Raw genomic sequence first — 16472 nt, forward strand, 5'->3', positions numbered from 1 at the left:
TTCGGGTCACGCGCCCAGTATCGCGACCCTTGACCCTTCACGCAATAACGGATACGGTGTATCCATAAAATATCGGGTGCCGCACGATCACCTTCAAGCCAGACCGGAAGACGCGTTGCCATGCTGCTACCACTTGCCACGGAACCCTTCACCATTCCCACCGACCGGGACCTGCTGCCATCCGAGCGTCGCGAGTTCGTGCGGACTCATCGAACGTGCGTCTTCGGCTACCGTCGGAAGAACGACGGGCCCGGAATGTCGGTCGTCTACTACGTCCCCACCGATGGGGACGAGCTGCTGGTGTCGACGATGGCGGGGCGCGGCAAGGCCCGCGTCGTCGCGCGGGACGGCAAGATCAGCCTGTGTGTCCTCGACGAACGTTGGCCCTTCGCCTATTTGCAGGTGTATGCCGACGCGGTAATCGACGACAATCCCGACCTGGTGTGCGACGTCATGATGGAAGTTGGTGCCAGGATGTCGGGCCAGCCGCTCCCGTCAGAAGCCCGGCCGGTCGTCGACGCCATGCGTCGCGAAGAAAACCGGGTTGTCGTTCGGTGCCGCCCCTACGCGACATTCGGTCAACCGCCGCGACACCTCTATCGCAACGACCAGGTAGAGCGCATCACCCATTGGCTTTCCGGCACGGTCCCGTGGGACGCGCCCGACCCGGCCTGAGTCAGTCCGCCCATGAGCCGCACCGTGCTGCGCGGAGCGCAGGTGATCACCATGTCGACGGCCCGCCCCGATGCGGAGCGCATCGACATCGTCGTCGAGGGCGATGAGATCACCGAACTCGGCGACCGCGTTGACGATTCGGACGCCGAAACGGTCGACCTTCCCGGTCGCGTCATCATGCCCGGCCTTGTCAACGCTCATCTACACACGTGGCAGAGCGCGCTGCGCTTGGCGGGCGCCGACTGGACACTGCTGGACTACCTGCGGCACATGCACGGTGGCGTTGCGGACCGCTACACGCCCGATGACCTCTACATCGGCAACCTGGCCGGTGCTGTCAATCAAATCAATTGCGGCACAACAACGCTGGGTGACTGGTGTCACAACAACGCGACGCCTGAGCACACCGGCGCGGCCCTCGAAGGGTTGGAAAGATCCGGCATCCGCGCCGTGTTTCTGCACGGAGCGCCGAAGCGAGCCCCCGACGTGACCCATCCGCTGGCCGAGGTCGACCGGCTTCTCGACCGACCCGCCTCAGCGCTCGGCACACTCACCGTCGGGATGGCGATCGCCGGGCCGCAATACGCGACACCGGACGTGGCCGTCGCCGATTTGCGTGCCGCCGCCGAACGCGGCCTCATCGCCTCGATGCATCAAAGCGGCGGCCAACCGGGGGCCGGATGGGAGGCGGTCCACGCCGCTGGACTGTTCGGGCCGCGCACCAACATCGTCCACGGCGCCGGTCTCACCGACGACTGGTTCGGCCGACTGATCACTGCAGGCGTCAGCTTCACCGTCACACCGGAAAGCGAGCTCGGGCACGGCCATGGCGTCCCCATCACCGGACACCTGTTGAGACATGGCGCGGCGCCGTCGTTGGGCACCGACACCGACACGGCGGTATCCGGGGAGATTCTGGGCGGCGCGCGCATCGCGCTGGCCCATCAGCGCGGTCTCGACCACGAGCGCCACCGGCAGGTGGCCGGTGCGATAGCCCCGTCGCCATCAGTGACCAGTAAGCAGGCGTTGTCATGGGCAACCGTCGAAGGCGCGCGCGCCCTTGGGCTGGACGACCGGATCGGCAGAATCGAACCGCGCATGCAAGCCGACCTGGTCGTCATCGACGCGAGACCGCTCAACCTCTGGCCGGCCAGTGACCCGATCGCCGCCGCGCTCCACGCCGGCATCGTCAACATCGAAGCCGTGATGATTGCGGGCCGTTGGCGCAAACGGGACCATTCGCTGATCGAGGCAGACCTGGAAGGCCTACGTAGCCGCCTCCTGGAATCCGGCGAACGGCTGCTTCGCGCGCGATGAGCACGCGCCCCACATCGATGTCGCTTTTCCGCCAGTTTTGTCGGTGGCCGGGTGTAACTGTGGAACCGTGCACGAGGATTTCGAACGCTGCTACCGGGCCGTCCAGTCCAAGGACGCCCGCTTCGACGGCTGGTTCGTCACCGCGGTCCTGACGACGCGGATCTATTGCCGGCCCAGCTGCCCCGTGCGGCCGCCGTTCGCCCGCAACGTGCGGTTCTATCCGACCGCGGCGGCCGCCCAGCGCGCGGGGTTCCGGGCGTGCAAGCGATGCCGTCCCGATGCGTCTCCCGGATCACCCGAATGGAACGTGCGCGGTGACGTCGTGGCGCGCACGATGCGGCTGATCGCCGACGGGACGGTGGACCGGGAAGGCGTGGGCGGGCTCGCGAGTCGCCTCGGTTACACGACCCGCCAGCTGGAGCGCCTCCTGCAGGCCGAGGTCGGCGCCGGGCCACTGGCCCTGGCCCGCGCGCAACGCGCCCAGACGGCTCGGGTGCTCATCGAGACCACGGACCTGCCGTTCGGCGACGTCGCCTTCGCGGCCGGATTCTCCAGCATCCGCCAGTTCAACGACACCGTGCGTTTGGTGTTCGAGCTCACCCCGACGGCGCTGCGCCGACACGCGGCGGTGCGGTCGACGCTGGACGCCAATTCACCTGGGGCGCTGTACCTTCGACTACCGGTGCGCACGCCGTTCGCCTACGAGGGTGTGTTCGGGCACCTCGCGGCCGGGACCGTGCCCGGCTGCGAGGAGGTCCGCGACGGGGCCTACCGGCGCAGCCTTCGGCTGCCCCGGGGCAGCGCCGTCGTAACGCTGACGCCCGCCGTCGACCACGTGCGCTGCCAACTGGCGCTGGACGACTTCCGCGACCTCACGACGGCGATCGCCCGCTGCCGGCGGTTGCTGGACCTCGACGCGGACCCGGAAGCCGTGGTCGATGCGCTGGCCGGCGACCCCGAGCTGGCGCCGATGGTGGAAAAGGCGCCAGGGCAACGCATTCCGCGCACGGTCGACGAGGCCGAGCTCGCCGTGCGCGCCGTGCTCGGCCAACAGGTCTCGACCAAGGCCGCGAGGACGCACGCGGGCCGGCTGGTCGCGGCCTACGGAAGGCCGATCGACGATCCCGGGGGCGCGTTGACCCACACCTTCCCGTCGGTCGAAGAGCTGGCCGAGATCGATCCCATCCACCTGGCGGTGCCGAAGGCCCGACAACGGACGCTCACCGCGCTGCTCGCGGGGCTAACCGAGGGAAACGTCGTCCTGGACGCCGGCAGCGATTGGCAGGGCGCCCGCGCGCAGTTGTTGGCGCTGCCCGGCATCGGCCCCTGGACCGCGGAGGTGATCGCGATGCGCGCCCTGGGCGACCCGGACGCCTTTCCCGCCAGCGACCTCGGACTGCAGTTGGCCGCAAAGGAACTCGGACTGCCCGCCGATCAGCGCAAGCTCATCGAGCGCAGCGCCCGTTGGCGACCCTGGCGCTCCTACGCCACCCAGCATCTGTGGACCACCCTCGAGCATCCGGTAAACCATTGGCCGCCACGGGAGGTCGCATGATCCGCTACCGCACCATCGAGAGCCCGATCGGCTACCTGACCCTGGCCGGAAACGGCTCGGCTTTGACGAATCTGCGGATGGTCGATCAGACCTACGAACCGGACCGCGCCGACTGGTCGCCGGACCCGCGGGCCTTCGACGACGCCGTCGCGCAATTGATCGCGTATTTCGCCGGCGAGCTCACCGACTTCGACATCGAGTTCGAGCTGCGGGGCACCGAATTCCAGCGGCGGGTGTGGAATGCGCTGCTGACAATCCCGTATGGCGAGACCCGATCATACGGGGAAATCGCCGAGCAGATCGGCGCGCCGGGCTCCGCGCGCGCGGTGGGCTGGGCCAACGGCCACAATCCGATCGCCATTATCGTTCCCTGCCATCGCGTCATCGGCGCCAACGGAAGCCTCACCGGCTTCGGCGGCGGGCTCGACCGAAAGCGCACACTGCTCGAATTAGAAAAACGACGAGAGAACCTGACGTTATTCGATTAATGGAGAATGCAAAAACACCCCCGTTGCCGGGGGTGTTTTTGTATATGTTCGGCGGTGTCCTACTTTTCCACCCGATCGGGCAGTATCATTGGCGCTGACAGGCTTAGCTTCCGGGTTCGGGATGGGACCGGGCGTTTCCCTGTCGCTGTGGCCGCCGTAACTCTATTTAAATGTGTTTGGTGGGGGGTGTGGTGCGCCACGGCATTACTGCCAGGCGCTGGATTGTGGTTGCGATTTGTGTTGGTAAGTTTTCGGCCGGTTAGTGCCAGTTCCCTACACCCATTACTGGGCTTCTAGGTCTGGCCTATCGAACCCGTGTTCTGCGGGGGGCCTTATCCCTCTAAAAGGGTGAGAAACCTGATCTTGGAGAAGGTTTCCCGCTTAGATGCTTTCAGCGGTTATCCTGTCCGAACGTAGCTATCCAGCGGTGCCCCTGGTGGGACAACTGGTGCACTAGAGGTTCGTCCGTCCCGGTCCTCTCGTACTAGGGACAGGTTTCCTCAAGTTTCTGACGCGCGCGGCGGATAGAGACCGAACTGTCTCACGACGTTCTAAACCCAGCTCGCGTGCCGCTTTAATGGGCGAACAGCCCAACCCTTGGGACCTGCTCCAGCCCCAGGATGCGACGAGCCGACATCGAGGTGCCAAACCATCCCGTCGATATGGACTCTTGGGGAAGATCAGCCTGTTATCCCCGGGGTACCTTTTATCCGTTGAGCGACACCCCTTCCACTCGGGGGTGCCGGATCACTAATCCCGACTTTCGTCCCTGCTTGACTTGTAAGTCTCGCAGTCAAGCTCCCTTGTGCATTTACACTCAACACCTGATTGCCGTCCAGGTTGAGGGAACCTTTGGGCGCCTCCGTTACATTTTAGGAGGCAACCGCCCCAGTTAAACTACCCACCAGGCACTGTCCGTGAACCGGATATACGGTTCGACGTTAGGTGTCCAATACGATCAGAGTGGTATTTCAACAACGACTCCGCCCCAACTGGCGTTGAGGTTTCACAGTCTCCCACCTATCCTACACAAACCGTACCGAACACCAATACCAAGTTGTAGTGAAGGTCCCGGGGTCTTTTCGTCCTGCCGCGCGTAACGAGCATCTTTACTCGTAGTGCAATTTCGCCGAGTCTATGGTTGAGACAGTCGAGAAGTCGTTACGCCATTCGTGCAGGTCGGAACTTACCCGACAAGGAATTTCGCTACCTTAGGATGGTTATAGTTACCACCGCCGTTTACTGGGGCTTAAATTCTCCGCTTCACCTTGCGGTTAACGGGTCCTCTTAACCTTCCAGCACCGGGCAGGCGTCAGTCCGTATACATCGTCTTGCGACTTCGCACGGACCTGTGTTTTTAGTAAACAGTCGCTTCTCGCTGGTTTCTGCGACCGGATCCCGCTCCCAGCGCAAGGCTGTTCACGGTATTCCGGCCCCCCTTCTCCCGAAGTTACGGGGGTATTTTGCCGAGTTCCTTAACCATAGTTATCTCGTACGCCTCGGTATGCTCTACCTGACCACCTGTGTCGGTTTGGGGTACGGGCCGTGTGTGTGCTCGCTAGAGGCTTTTCTTGGCAGCAGAGGATCACCGAATTCGCCTCAATCGGCTATGCATCACCTCTCAGGAATATGAGCGACGGATTTGCCTATCGCTCTCCCTACAGGTTTGCCCCAGTATTACCACTGACTGGTACGGCTACCTTCCTGCGTCACCCCATTGCTTGACTACTACCAATCCGGGTCCCACGCAGCCGGCGATCCTCGCACCCCGAAGGGATTGATAGACCACCTTTTGGGTGGTTAGCAGAATTGATTCATCACGGGCGCCCACACACGGGTACGGGAATATCAACCCGTTGTCCATCGACTACGCCTGTCGGCCTCGCCTTAGGTCCCGACTCACCCTGGGCGGACTGGCCTGGCCCAGGAACCCTTGGTCTTACGGCGGGCAAGGTTCTCACTTGCCTTATCGCTACTCATGCCTGCATTCTCACTCCCCCACCCTCCACCACCGGTCACCCGGTGGCTTCGCTGAATGGGGGACGCTCCCCTACCCAACCTTTCGGTTGCCGCGGCTTCGGCGGTGTGCTTGAGCCCCGCTACATTATCGGCGCACAATCACTTGACCAGTGAGCTATTACGCACTCTTTCAAGGGTGGCTGCTTCTAAGCCAACCTCCTGGTTGTCTCTGCGACTGCACATCCTTTCCCACTTAGCACACGCTTTGGGGCCTTAGCCGGCGATCTGGGCTGTTTCCCTTTCGACGTACGGAGCTTATCCCCCGCCGTCTCACTGCCACGCTATACACCACGGCATTCGGAGTTTGGCTGACGTCAGTAACCTAGTAGGGCCCATCGGCCATCCAGTAGCTCTACCTCCGTGGTGAAACACGCAACGCTGCACCTAAATGCATTTCGGGGAGAACCAGCTATCACGGAGTTTGATTGGCCTTTCACCCCTACCCACAACTCATCCCCTCAGTCTTCAACCTAAGTGGGTTCGGGCCTCCACGCGGTCTTACCCGCGCTTCACCCTGGCCATGGGTAGATCACTCCGCTTCGGGTCCAGAACACGCCACTACACCCCAACGGGGATGCGCCCTATTCAGACTCGCTTTCGCTGCGGCTACCCCACACGGGTTAACCTCGCGACGTGTCCCTGACTCGCAGGCTCATTCTTCAAAAGGCACGCCATCACCCCACGAGGAGGCTCTGACGGATTGTAGGCACACGGTTTCAGGTACTCTTTCACTCCCCTCCCGGGGTACTTTTCACCATTCCCTCACGGTACTAATCCGCTATCGGTCATCGAGAAGTATTTAGGCTTACCGGGTGGTCCCGGCAGATTCACAGCAGATTCCACGGGCCCGCTGCTACTCGGGAGTTGATACAAGGTAGGTGCCGGGTTTTCGCGTACCGGGCTCTCACCGTCTATGGCGGACCATCCCAGGCCACTTCCGCTAACTACGACACTTTCTGACTACCCTCCAGCCAGGTAGAGCTGGACGTATCAATCCCACAACCCCGCACACACAACCCCTACCCGGTATCGCATGCGTGCGGTTTAGCCATGTTCCGCGTTCGCTCGCCACTACTGACGGAATCACAATTGTTTTCTTCTCCTACGGGTACTGAGATGTTTCACTTCCCCGCGTTCCCCCTCGCACCCTATATATTCAGATGCGAGTAACACGACATCACTCGTGCTGGGTTTCCCCATTCGGAAATCCTCGGATCAACGCTCGGTTGACAGCTCCCCGAGGCATATCGCAGCCTCCCACGTCCTTCATCGGCTCTCGATGCCAAGGCATCCACCATGCGCCCTTAAGCACTTACAAACACAAAAACCAAAGAATAAAATTACACAAAACGAACACACCACCATCGGCAGTGCGTCCATTTAGATGCTCGCAACCACTATCCAGTTCTCAAACACCACACCCCACCACCAAGATGGGGGGACAAGCACTCAATCGATCCGAGTGTTGCCTCAGGGCCCAATAGTGTGTCTGGCAATCATTTGCTGTTGTGCACCCGGCCCCGCCCACTACAGGCGGGAACCCCTCACGGCTCGCACCCCACCAATTGAGGTGCTTTTCGTGGTGCTCCTTAGAAAGGAGGTGATCCAGCCGCACCTTCCGGTACGGCTACCTTGTTACGACTTCGTCCCAATCGCCGATCCCACCTTCGACAGCTCCCTCCCAAAGGGTTAGGCCACTGGCTTCGGGTGTTACCGACTTTCATGACGTGACGGGCGGTGTGTACAAGGCCCGGGAACGTATTCACCGCAGCGTTGCTGATCTGCGATTACTAGCGACTCCGACTTCACGGGGTCGAGTTGCAGACCCCGATCCGAACTGAGACCGGCTTTAAAAGGATTCGCTTAACCTTGCGGCATCGCAGCCCTTTGTACCGGCCATTGTAGCATGTGTGAAGCCCTGGACATAAGGGGCATGATGACTTGACGTCATCCCCACCTTCCTCCGAGTTGACCCCGGCAGTCTCTCACGAGTCCCCGCCATTACGCGCTGGCAACATGAGACAAGGGTTGCGCTCGTTGCGGGACTTAACCCAACATCTCACGACACGAGCTGACGACAGCCATGCACCACCTGCACACAGGCCACAAGGGAACCGACATCTCTGCCGGCGTCCTGTGCATGTCAAACCCAGGTAAGGTTCTTCGCGTTGCATCGAATTAATCCACATGCTCCGCCGCTTGTGCGGGCCCCCGTCAATTCCTTTGAGTTTTAGCCTTGCGGCCGTACTCCCCAGGCGGGGTACTTAATGCGTTAGCTACGGCACGGATCCCAAGGAAGGAAACCCACACCTAGTACCCACCGTTTACGGCGTGGACTACCAGGGTATCTAATCCTGTTCGCTCCCCACGCTTTCGCTCCTCAGCGTCAGTTACTGCCCAGAGACCCGCCTTCGCCACCGGTGTTCCTCCTGATATCTGCGCATTCCACCGCTACACCAGGAATTCCAGTCTCCCCTGCAGTACTCCAGTCTGCCCGTATCGCCCGCACGCTCACAGTTAAGCCGTGAGATTTCACGAACAACGCGACAAACCACCTACGAGCTCTTTACGCCCAGTAATTCCGGACAACGCTCGCACCCTACGTATTACCGCGGCTGCTGGCACGTAGTTGGCCGGTGCTTCTTCTGCAGGTACCGTCACTTGCGCTTCGTCCCTGCTGAAAGAGGTTTACAACCCGAAGGCCGTCATCCCCCACGCGGCGTCGCTGCATCAGGCTTGCGCCCATTGTGCAATATTCCCCACTGCTGCCTCCCGTAGGAGTCTGGGCCGTATCTCAGTCCCAGTGTGGCCGGACACCCTCTCAGGCCGGCTACCCGTCGTCGCCTTGGTAGGCCGTCACCCCACCAACAAGCTGATAGGCCGCGGGCCCATCCCACACCGCAAAAGCTTTCCACCATAAAGCATGCGCTAAATGGTCCTATCCGGTATTAGACCCAGTTTCCCAGGCTTATCCCGAAGTGCAGGGCAGATTACCCACGTGTTACTCACCCGTTCGCCACTCGAGTACCCCCGAAGGGGCCTTTCCGTTCGACTTGCATGTGTTAAGCACGCCGCCAGCGTTCGTCCTGAGCCAGGATCAAACTCTCCAAACAAAAACCCCTCGATAACGAGGTGAATTTACAATCAGAGAAAATCTGACCTAACAAAGACACCAATATTACTGGCATCAAAAAACGACCATACCCACACACGGGGGGTGCAGAGTATGGTCAAAAAACAACAACAAAATAAAAAGACCAAACACACTATTGAGTTCTCAAACAACACTCTTGCTTGTTTTCGCCCGCTTCCGGGCAACCCTGCCAGCTTAATACCGGTCTGGCGGAGGCGTCAAGCCCCAGTTTTGGCCATCTCATTGTGGTGACCGCTGCAGGGGCAGCCGTGCCAGGCTAGTACCGATCCGGCGAGGGAGTCAAGGCCCCGGTTTCGGCCATCTTCGAGAGGTGACCGGCCTTGTGGGGCACTGACTTTGACTACTCTACCCGCTCGATCTCCGCTCCCAAAATCGCCAGGTTTTCCACGAACAACGGGTAGCCACGATCGATGTGAAAGACGTCGTGGACCTCGGTATCTCCGTCGGCGACCAGCCCCGCCAACACCAGGCCGGCGCCGGCGCGGATGTCCGAACACCACACCGGGGCGCTGGACAGTTGGGGCAGGCCACGCACGACGGCGTGGTGCCCGTCGGTGCGGGCGTCGGCGCCGAGCCGGATCATCTCCTCGACGAACCGGAAGCGCGCCTCGAACACGTTCTCGGTGATCATCGAGGTGCCGTCGGCGATCGACGCCAGCGCGATGGCCATGGGTTGCAGATCAGTCGGAAAGCCGGGGAACGGCAATGTCGCCACGTTGACGGCCTTCGGGCGCTCGTACTGAGTGACCCGGAAGCTGCTGTCGGTCTGGGTGACGGTGGCACCCGCGTCGTGCAGCTTGTGCAGCACCACCTGCAGGTGTGCCGGATCGACGCCGGTGACCTCGATGTCGCCGCGGGTCATCGCGGCGGCGATCCCCCAGGTGGCGGCGACGATGCGGTCCCCGATCACGCGGTGCTCCGTGGGGTGCAGCCGCGGGACGCCGGTGATCGTCATGGTCGGCGAGCCCGCGCCTTCGATCTGTGCGCCCATCTGGTTCAGCATCGTGCACAGGTCCACCACGTCGGGTTCGCGCGCCGCGTTGTGGATAGTGGTGACGCCCTCCGCCACGACCGCGGCCATCAGGATGTTCTCGGTGGCGCCGACGGAGGGAAACTCCAATTGAATCTCCGCGCCGCGCAACGTGTCTGCCTGAGCAACGACGCACCCGTGCTCGATGTTGCACTGCGCGCCGAGCTGTCGCAGGCCGGCCTGATGCATGTCCAGCGGACGCGAGCCGATCGCGTCGCCGCCCGGGAGCGCGACCCGGGCGCGCTTGCACCGGCCGACCAGTGGACCGAGCACGCAGACCGAGGCGCGGAACTGGCGCACGGCCGCGAAGTCGGCGTCGTACTTGGGTTCGTCCGGCGAGGTGATGCGGGCAACGTCGCCGTCGAGTTCGACGGTGGCGCCCAGGCCGCGCAAGACCTCCGCCATCAGCGGCACGTCGAGGATGTCCGGGCAGTTGGTGATGGTGCTGGTGCCCTCGGCCAGCAGGGTCGCGGCCATCAGCTTGAGCACGCTGTTCTTGGCGCCCCCGACAGCGACTTCGCCGGACAACCGGTTCCCGCCGGTCACCACGAATCGCTCTGTCACCCGCGTCAGTCTAATGAAGCGGTATCGGCTTGTCAGTCAGCCGGGCGCGGCCAGCCGAGTACCGTTTGGCTCATGGCGATCCACCTGACCCGCATCTATACGCGAACCGGCGATGACGGAACGACGGGATTGAGCGATTTCTCACGGGTCTCCAAAAACGACGCCCGCCTGGTTGCGTACGCGGATTGCGACGAGGCCAACTCCGCGATCGGTGTCGCGATCGCCCTCGGCCAAGCCACCGAGGAAATCGCGGGCGTGCTGCGCCAGATCCAGAACGACTTGTTCGACGCCGGCGCGGATCTGTCCACCCCGGTGGTGGAGAACCCCGAACATCCCCCGTTGCGGGTCACCCAGCCCTACATCGATCGGCTCGAGGCGTGGTGTGACAAATATAACGAAGCGCTGCCGGCGCTGAATTCCTTTGTGTTGCCTGGCGGTTCGCCGTTGTCGGCGCTGCTGCACGTCGCCCGCACCGTGGTGCGCCGGGCCGAGCGCTCGGCGTGGGCCGCGGTCGATTCGCACCCGGAGGCCGTCAGCGTGCTGCCGGCCAAATACCTGAACCGACTGTCGGACCTGCTGTTCATCCTGGCTCGGGTGGCCAACCCCGGCGGGGACGTGCTCTGGAAGCCGGGCGGTGGCGCGCCGGAGGGGTAAAGTGCCGTCGAGCCTGCGCCTAGAGCGCGATTCGCGCCAAAAACCGCACTCTCAACGCAGTTTCGACGACTCTCGGCCTCCTAAACGCTGCGGCGGCGTGCGCGCGGCGAGGGCCGCGACTCCAGCCAGGACAAGAACGCGGTCAGTGCGCCCTTGTCGAGGGCGAGCTCGTAACCCGACCGTCGGTCCTGCGTCGTGTCGCGCAGCTCCAGCACGACGATCTCGTCGGTCATGATGTCGAATTCGTCGCCGCGCGGGGCGCGCCGGGCCACGATCTCCACGCCGCGCCGGCTGAGCCGTCGGTCCGGCCACAGCCGCAGGCTGGACAACCGGTAGAACGCGGCCTCGCCGCCGCGGTAGCGAATCACCCCGTGCCGCCAGCCGTGGCCTCCGACGGCCGGAATGTCGCGCATGATTCCTGCGGTTCCGCCCTGCCGCAGCTTCAACAGCCGATAGCTCAGGGCCACGACGGCGGCGGCTAACAGGACGACGAGCACGACCATGCCGGCCATGGGCGCGCTCATCGACTGTTAGTCGATCGCGCCGACGGCGCGCAGTCTGGCGCGCCCCCTTGCGGCGATGCGGGGATCGTCGGATTCGGCGTCCTCCCGGGCGGCGCTCTCGTCGATCTCCGACTCGAACTCCGCGGATTCGGCCAGGATGCTGACCTGCTCCTCGGTGACCGACAGGAACCCGCCGTCAACCGCGATCCGCAGGTCGTCCTCGCCTTCGCGCTCGACACGCACCATGGCGTCGTCAACCAACTGCGCCACCAGCGGGATGTGGCGGGGCAGGATCCCGATCTCACCGACGGTGGTGCGGGTGAACAGGAACGTTGCCTCACCCGACCAGATCTTGCGGTCGACGGCGACTATCTCAACGTTCAATTCGGCCATGCCACTGTGCCTTTCGACTTATGCCTCAGGAATCGAGCTTGGCGCCGAAGCTTTCGGCTTTCTTGGCCAAGTCGTCGAGGCCGCCGATCAGGAAGAACGCCTGCTCGGGGATGTGGTCGAAGTCGCCCTTGGTCAGCTTGTCGAACGCCTCGATGGTTTCCTTCACCGGAACCGTCGAACCCGGCTGCCCGGTGAACTGCTCGGCCGCCATCATGTTCTGCGACAGGAACCGCTCGATGCGGCGCGCCCGGTTGACCAGCTGCTTGTCCTCTTCGGACAGCTCGTCGATGCCGAGGATGGCGATGATGTCCTGAAGGTCCTTGTACCGCTGCAGGATTCGGATGACCTCCTGCGCCACGCGATAGTGCTCGTCGCCGACGACGCCCGGGTCGAGAATGGTCGAGCTCGACGCGAGCGGGTCCACCGCGGGGAAGATGCCCTTGGAGAACACCGAACGCGACAGCTCGGTGGTGGCGTCCAGGTGCGCGAACGTGGTCGCGGGCGCCGGGTCGGTGTAGTCGTCCGCGGGCACGTAGACCGCTTGCATGGATGTGATCGAGCGCCCACGCGTCGAGGTGATCCGCTCCTGCAGCTCGCCCATCTCGTCGGCCAGCGTGGGCTGGTAACCCACCGCCGACGGCATCCGGCCGAGCAGAGTCGACACCTCCGAGCCGGCCTGGGTGAACCGGAAGATGTTGTCGATGAACAACAGCACGTCCTGGCCCGCCTCGTCGCGGAACCACTCCGCCATCGTCAGCGCGGACAGCGCGACCCGCATACGGGTGCCGGGCGGCTCGTCCATCTGACCGAACACCAGCGCGGTGTCCTTGAGCACGTCGGCTTCCTTGAGCTCCACCCACAGGTCGTTGCCCTCGCGGGTGCGCTCGCCCACCCCGGCGAAAACCGAAGTGCCACCGAAGTTTCGGGCGATGCGGTTGATCATCTCCTGGATGAGCACCGTCTTGCCGACGCCGGCACCACCGAACAGCGCGATCTTGCCGCCACGCACGTACGGGGTCAGCAGGTCGACGACCTTCAGGCCGGTCTCCAGCATCTCGGTGCGCGGCTCGAGCTCCTCGAACGCCGGCGGCTTGCGGTGGATCGACCAGTGGTCGAAGTCCTCCCCGTAGCCCGGCTCGTCCAGGCAGTCGCCCAGGGCGTTGAAGACGTGACCCTTGACCGCCTCGCCGACCGGCACCGAAATCGGGTTGCCGGTGTCGGTGACCTCGACGCCGCGCACCAGACCGTCGGTGGGCTGCAGGGAGATCGTGCGAACCAGGCTGTCGCCCAGGTGCTGTGCGACCTCGAGCGTGAGGGTCTTCTTCAGCTCCTCGAAGGTGATTTCGGCGTGCAGCGCGTTGAACAGCTCGGGGACGGCGCCGCGCGGGAACTCGACGTCGACGACCGGACCGGTGACGCGCACCACGCGGCCACCGGTGTCCGTGACCTTCGAGTCCTTGGTCTTCTCGTCAGTAGCAGTCATGTCTCTTCTTCCTCGTGTGCTACTTGGCGTCCGCGAGCGCGTTTGCGCCGCCGACGATTTCGCTGATCTCCTGGGTGATCTGGGCCTGCCGCTCGCGGTTCGCCATCAGCGTCAGTTCTTTGATGAGGTCGTCCGCGTTGTCGGTGGCCGACTTCATCGCACGTTGGCGTGACGCGAGCTCGGACGCCGCCGCTTCCAGCAGCGCCGCGTACACCCGGGTGGTGAGGTACCGCGGCAGCAGCGCGTCGAACAGCGTCGTCGCATCGGGCTCGAAGGAGTAGAGGGTGTGCAATTCCTCCTCCTCCTCGACGTACTCCACCACCAGCGGGGCAATGCGGTGGGCCACCGCCGTTTGCGACATCATCGACTTGAACTCCGAGTAGACGATGTGCAGTTCGTCAACGCCCTGGTCGTCGGACTGCTGATTTTCGTCGTCCCCGGTGCCCTTCATGAAGGCGTCGACCAAGGTGGTGGCGATCTCCGCGGCATTTTCGTACTGCGGTTGCTCGGAAAAGCCCGCCCACGATTCGGTGATGTCCCAGTTGCGGAACTTGAAGTAGTTCAGCGCCTTACGGCCCACCGTGTACAGAACCGGCGTCTTTCCTTCCTCCCTCAGCAGGGAGAACAGCTCCTCGGAGCGACGGAACACGCTGGAGTTGTAGGCACCGCACAGACCCCGGTCGGACGACACCACCAGGACGCCGGCCCGCTTCGGGTCCTCCCGCTCGACCAGCAAGGGGTGGTCCAGCGCGGCTTCGGCAGACAGGGTGGTGAGCATCGAGGTGATCTGGAATGCGTACGGACGCGCGGATTCCAGCCGTGCCTGCGCCTTACCGATGCGCGAGGTCGCGATCATCTCCTGGGCCTTGGTGATCTTTTTGATCGACCCCGCCGATCGGATCCGGCCGCGCAGTTCGCGAAGTGTGGCCGCCATCGTTAGCTACTTCTTGTCCTTCTTGGAGTCCTTCTTCGGCTTCTCTTTCTTGACCTGCACCGACTCCTTCGCCAGGTCTCCCTCGTCCAGCGCCTCGACGTGTTCGTCGGGCACCACCGATCCGCCGTCGGAGGCCGCGAAGCCCTTCTTGAACTTCTTGATGATCTCGGTGAGCTCGTACTCGCCCTCTTCCGAGAGCTTCTGGCTGTCGCGGATGCCGGCCAGGAACTTCTCCTCGGAAGCCCGCATGTGGTCCAGCAATTCGGTTTCGAATCGCCTGACGTCCTCGACGGGTACGGAGTCCAGGTGGCCGCCGGTGCCCAGGAAGATCGAGACCACCTGCTCCTCGACCGGCATGGGCTGGTACTGCCGTTGCTTGAGCAGTTCGACCAGCCGCTCGCCGCGCTCCAGCTGGGCCTTGGACGTGGCGTCCAAGTCGGAGGCGAACGCCGCGAAGGATTCCAGTTCGCGGTACTGCGACAGGTCCAGACGCAGCGAGCCGGCCACCTCTTTCATGGCCTTGATCTGCGCCGCGCCACCCACGCGGGACACCGAGACACCGACGTTGATCGCGGGCCGGACACCCTGGTTGAACAGGTCGGACTCCAGGAAGCACTGCCCGTCGGTGATCGAGATGACGTTGGTGGGGATGTAGGCCGAGATGTCGTTGGCCTTGGTCTCGATGATCGGCAGGCCCGTCAGCGAGCCGCCACCGAGTTCGTCGGAAAGCTTGGCGCAGCGCTCCAGCAACCGCGAGTGCAGGTAGAAGACGTCACCCGGGTAGGCCTCGCGGCCCGGCGGGCGGCGCAGCAGCAGGGAGATCGCGCGGTACGCCTCGGCCTGCTTGCTCAGGTCGTCGAAGACGATCAGCACGTGCTTGCCGTCGTACATCCAGTGCTGAGCGATCGCCGAACCCGTGTAGGGCGCAAGCCATTTGAAGCCGGCGGAGTCCGACGCGGGAGCCGCGACGATGGTGGTGTAGTCCATCGCGCCGCCCTCTTCGAGCGCGCGGCGGACGGCCGCGATCGTGGTGCCCTTCTGGCCGATGGCGACGTAGACGCAGCGCACCTGCTTGCGCTCGTCGCCCGACTCCCAGTTCTGCCGCTGGTTGAGGATGGTGTCGATGCAGACCGCGGTCTTGCCGGTCTTGCGGTCGCCGATGATCAGCTGGCGCTGGCCGCGGCCGATCGGGGTCATCGCGTCGATGGCCTTGATCCCGGTCTGCAGCGGCTCTTTCACGCCTTGGCGCTGCACCACCGACGGCGCCTGGATTTCCAAGGCGCGCCGGATGTCGGTGTCGATGTCGCCGCGCCCGTCGATCGGCTGGCCCAGCGGGTTGACGACCCGGCCTAGGAACGCGTCGCCAACGGGGACGGACAACACCTCGCCGGTGCGCTTGACCTGTTGACCCTCTTCGATTTTCTCGAAGTCACCGAGGATGACCGCGCCGATGCTGTGCTCGTCCAGGTTGAGCGCGACGCCGAGGACCCCGCCCGGGAACTCGAGCAGCTCCTGGGTCATGACGGACGGCAAACCTTCGACGTGCGCGATGCCGTCCCCGGCGTCGACGACGGTACCGACCTCCTCGCGCGAGGTGTCGGCGGTGAAAGAGCCTACGTATTCCTCGATGGCGCTTTGGATGTCGTCAGCCGAGATTGTCAACTCTGCCATGGCTTTTCGTCTTCCTACTTGATCTTCGTTCG

11 protein-coding genes and 3 rRNA genes are annotated in these 16472 nt (G+C 63.4%); 5 read left to right on the forward strand and 9 right to left on the reverse strand.

Annotation, left to right across the window (positions count from 1 at the left end):
- Positions 1 to 120: 120 nt before the first annotated feature.
- The 4 genes from AC5Y5E_RS20060 to AC5Y5E_RS20075 all read left to right on the forward strand — a co-directional run bounded on the left by AC5Y5E_RS20060 (position 121) and on the right by AC5Y5E_RS20075 (position 4035).
- The gene (locus AC5Y5E_RS20060; protein WP_499904434.1) at positions 121 to 675 is read left to right on the forward strand and encodes a pyridoxamine 5'-phosphate oxidase family protein; all 555 of its coding nucleotides are present in this window, start codon (positions 121 to 123) and stop codon (positions 673 to 675) included.
- 12 nt (positions 676 to 687) lie between these two features.
- On the forward strand, positions 688 to 1992 hold the full coding sequence (locus AC5Y5E_RS20065) for an amidohydrolase family protein (RefSeq protein WP_499904435.1): 1305 nt from the start codon (positions 688 to 690) through the stop codon (positions 1990 to 1992).
- A gap of 67 nt (positions 1993 to 2059) precedes the next feature.
- A complete protein-coding gene (locus AC5Y5E_RS20070) occupies positions 2060 to 3547 on the forward strand; it encodes an AlkA N-terminal domain-containing protein (protein WP_499904437.1) in 1488 nt (495 codons plus the stop codon).
- Positions 3544 to 4035, forward strand: a complete 492-nt coding sequence (locus tag AC5Y5E_RS20075) for a methylated-DNA--[protein]-cysteine S-methyltransferase (protein WP_499904439.1) — start codon at positions 3544 to 3546, stop codon at positions 4033 to 4035. The genes AC5Y5E_RS20070 and AC5Y5E_RS20075 overlap by 4 nt, the downstream gene beginning before the upstream one ends.
- Before the next feature lie 46 nt (positions 4036 to 4081).
- Here AC5Y5E_RS20075 and rrf read toward each other — a convergent pair.
- From rrf to murA, 4 genes are all read right to left on the reverse strand, one after another.
- Positions 4082 to 4194 (reverse strand): 5S ribosomal RNA (gene rrf / locus AC5Y5E_RS20080).
- An 80-nt stretch (positions 4195 to 4274) separates the two neighbouring features.
- Positions 4275 to 7372, reverse strand: a 23S ribosomal RNA gene (locus AC5Y5E_RS20085).
- A gap of 275 nt (positions 7373 to 7647) precedes the next feature.
- Positions 7648 to 9167 (reverse strand): 16S ribosomal RNA (locus tag AC5Y5E_RS20090).
- Together the 16S, 23S and 5S rRNA genes form the textbook arrangement of a ribosomal RNA operon.
- 381 nt (positions 9168 to 9548) lie before the next feature.
- Positions 9549 to 10802: a UDP-N-acetylglucosamine 1-carboxyvinyltransferase gene (gene murA, locus AC5Y5E_RS20095; RefSeq protein WP_077102943.1), complete on the reverse strand. Its 1254-nt coding sequence runs from the start codon at positions 10800 to 10802 to the stop codon at positions 9549 to 9551.
- A gap of 72 nt (positions 10803 to 10874) precedes the next feature.
- Between murA and AC5Y5E_RS20100 the strand changes: the two genes are divergently transcribed.
- Complete coding sequence (locus tag AC5Y5E_RS20100; RefSeq protein WP_499904441.1) at positions 10875 to 11456, forward strand: cob(I)yrinic acid a,c-diamide adenosyltransferase; 582 nt, start codon at positions 10875 to 10877, stop codon at positions 11454 to 11456.
- A gap of 80 nt (positions 11457 to 11536) precedes the next feature.
- Here AC5Y5E_RS20100 and AC5Y5E_RS20105 read toward each other — a convergent pair whose 3' ends face one another.
- The 5 genes from AC5Y5E_RS20105 to atpA are packed head-to-tail and all read right to left on the reverse strand — an operon-like array spanning position 11537 to position 16440.
- Positions 11537 to 11980, reverse strand: coding sequence for a DUF2550 domain-containing protein (locus AC5Y5E_RS20105; RefSeq protein WP_499904443.1), 444 nt, complete (start codon positions 11978 to 11980; stop codon positions 11537 to 11539).
- A gap of 6 nt (positions 11981 to 11986) precedes the next feature.
- Positions 11987 to 12352 (reverse strand): F0F1 ATP synthase subunit epsilon, encoded by a 366-nt coding sequence (locus AC5Y5E_RS20110; protein ID WP_499904445.1) that lies wholly within the window; start codon positions 12350 to 12352, stop codon positions 11987 to 11989.
- 25 nt (positions 12353 to 12377) lie between these two features.
- Positions 12378 to 13835: a F0F1 ATP synthase subunit beta gene (gene atpD / locus AC5Y5E_RS20115; RefSeq protein ID WP_499904447.1), complete on the reverse strand. Its 1458-nt coding sequence runs from the start codon at positions 13833 to 13835 to the stop codon at positions 12378 to 12380.
- 19 nt (positions 13836 to 13854) lie between these two features.
- Positions 13855 to 14769 (reverse strand): F0F1 ATP synthase subunit gamma, encoded by a 915-nt coding sequence (locus tag AC5Y5E_RS20120; RefSeq protein WP_499904448.1) that lies wholly within the window; start codon positions 14767 to 14769, stop codon positions 13855 to 13857.
- A 6-nt stretch (positions 14770 to 14775) separates the two neighbouring features.
- Positions 14776 to 16440: a F0F1 ATP synthase subunit alpha gene (gene atpA, locus AC5Y5E_RS20125; protein ID WP_499904450.1), complete on the reverse strand. Its 1665-nt coding sequence runs from the start codon at positions 16438 to 16440 to the stop codon at positions 14776 to 14778.
- Positions 16441 to 16472 lie beyond the last annotated feature (32 nt).

It is taken from the genome of Mycobacterium sp. NGS54, from assembly GCF_059812465.1.

Coding starts and splice junctions, on each gene's coding strand:
- atpD (WP_499904447.1), bottom strand. CDS start 13,835: ATGACTGCTACTGACGAGAAGACCAAGGACTCGAAGGTCACGGACACC.
- AC5Y5E_RS20120 (WP_499904448.1), bottom strand. CDS start 14,769: ATGGCGGCCACACTTCGCGAACTGCGCGGCCGGATCCGATCGGCGGGG.
- AC5Y5E_RS20060 (WP_499904434.1), top strand. CDS start 121: ATGCTGCTACCACTTGCCACGGAACCCTTCACCATTCCCACCGACCGG.
- AC5Y5E_RS20105 (WP_499904443.1), bottom strand. CDS start 11,980: ATGAGCGCGCCCATGGCCGGCATGGTCGTGCTCGTCGTCCTGTTAGCC.
- atpA (WP_499904450.1), bottom strand. CDS start 16,440: ATGGCAGAGTTGACAATCTCGGCTGACGACATCCAAAGCGCCATCGAG.
- AC5Y5E_RS20065 (WP_499904435.1), top strand. CDS start 688: ATGAGCCGCACCGTGCTGCGCGGAGCGCAGGTGATCACCATGTCGACG.
- AC5Y5E_RS20075 (WP_499904439.1), top strand. CDS start 3,544: ATGATCCGCTACCGCACCATCGAGAGCCCGATCGGCTACCTGACCCTG.
- AC5Y5E_RS20100 (WP_499904441.1), top strand. CDS start 10,875: ATGGCGATCCACCTGACCCGCATCTATACGCGAACCGGCGATGACGGA.
- AC5Y5E_RS20110 (WP_499904445.1), bottom strand. CDS start 12,352: ATGGCCGAATTGAACGTTGAGATAGTCGCCGTCGACCGCAAGATCTGG.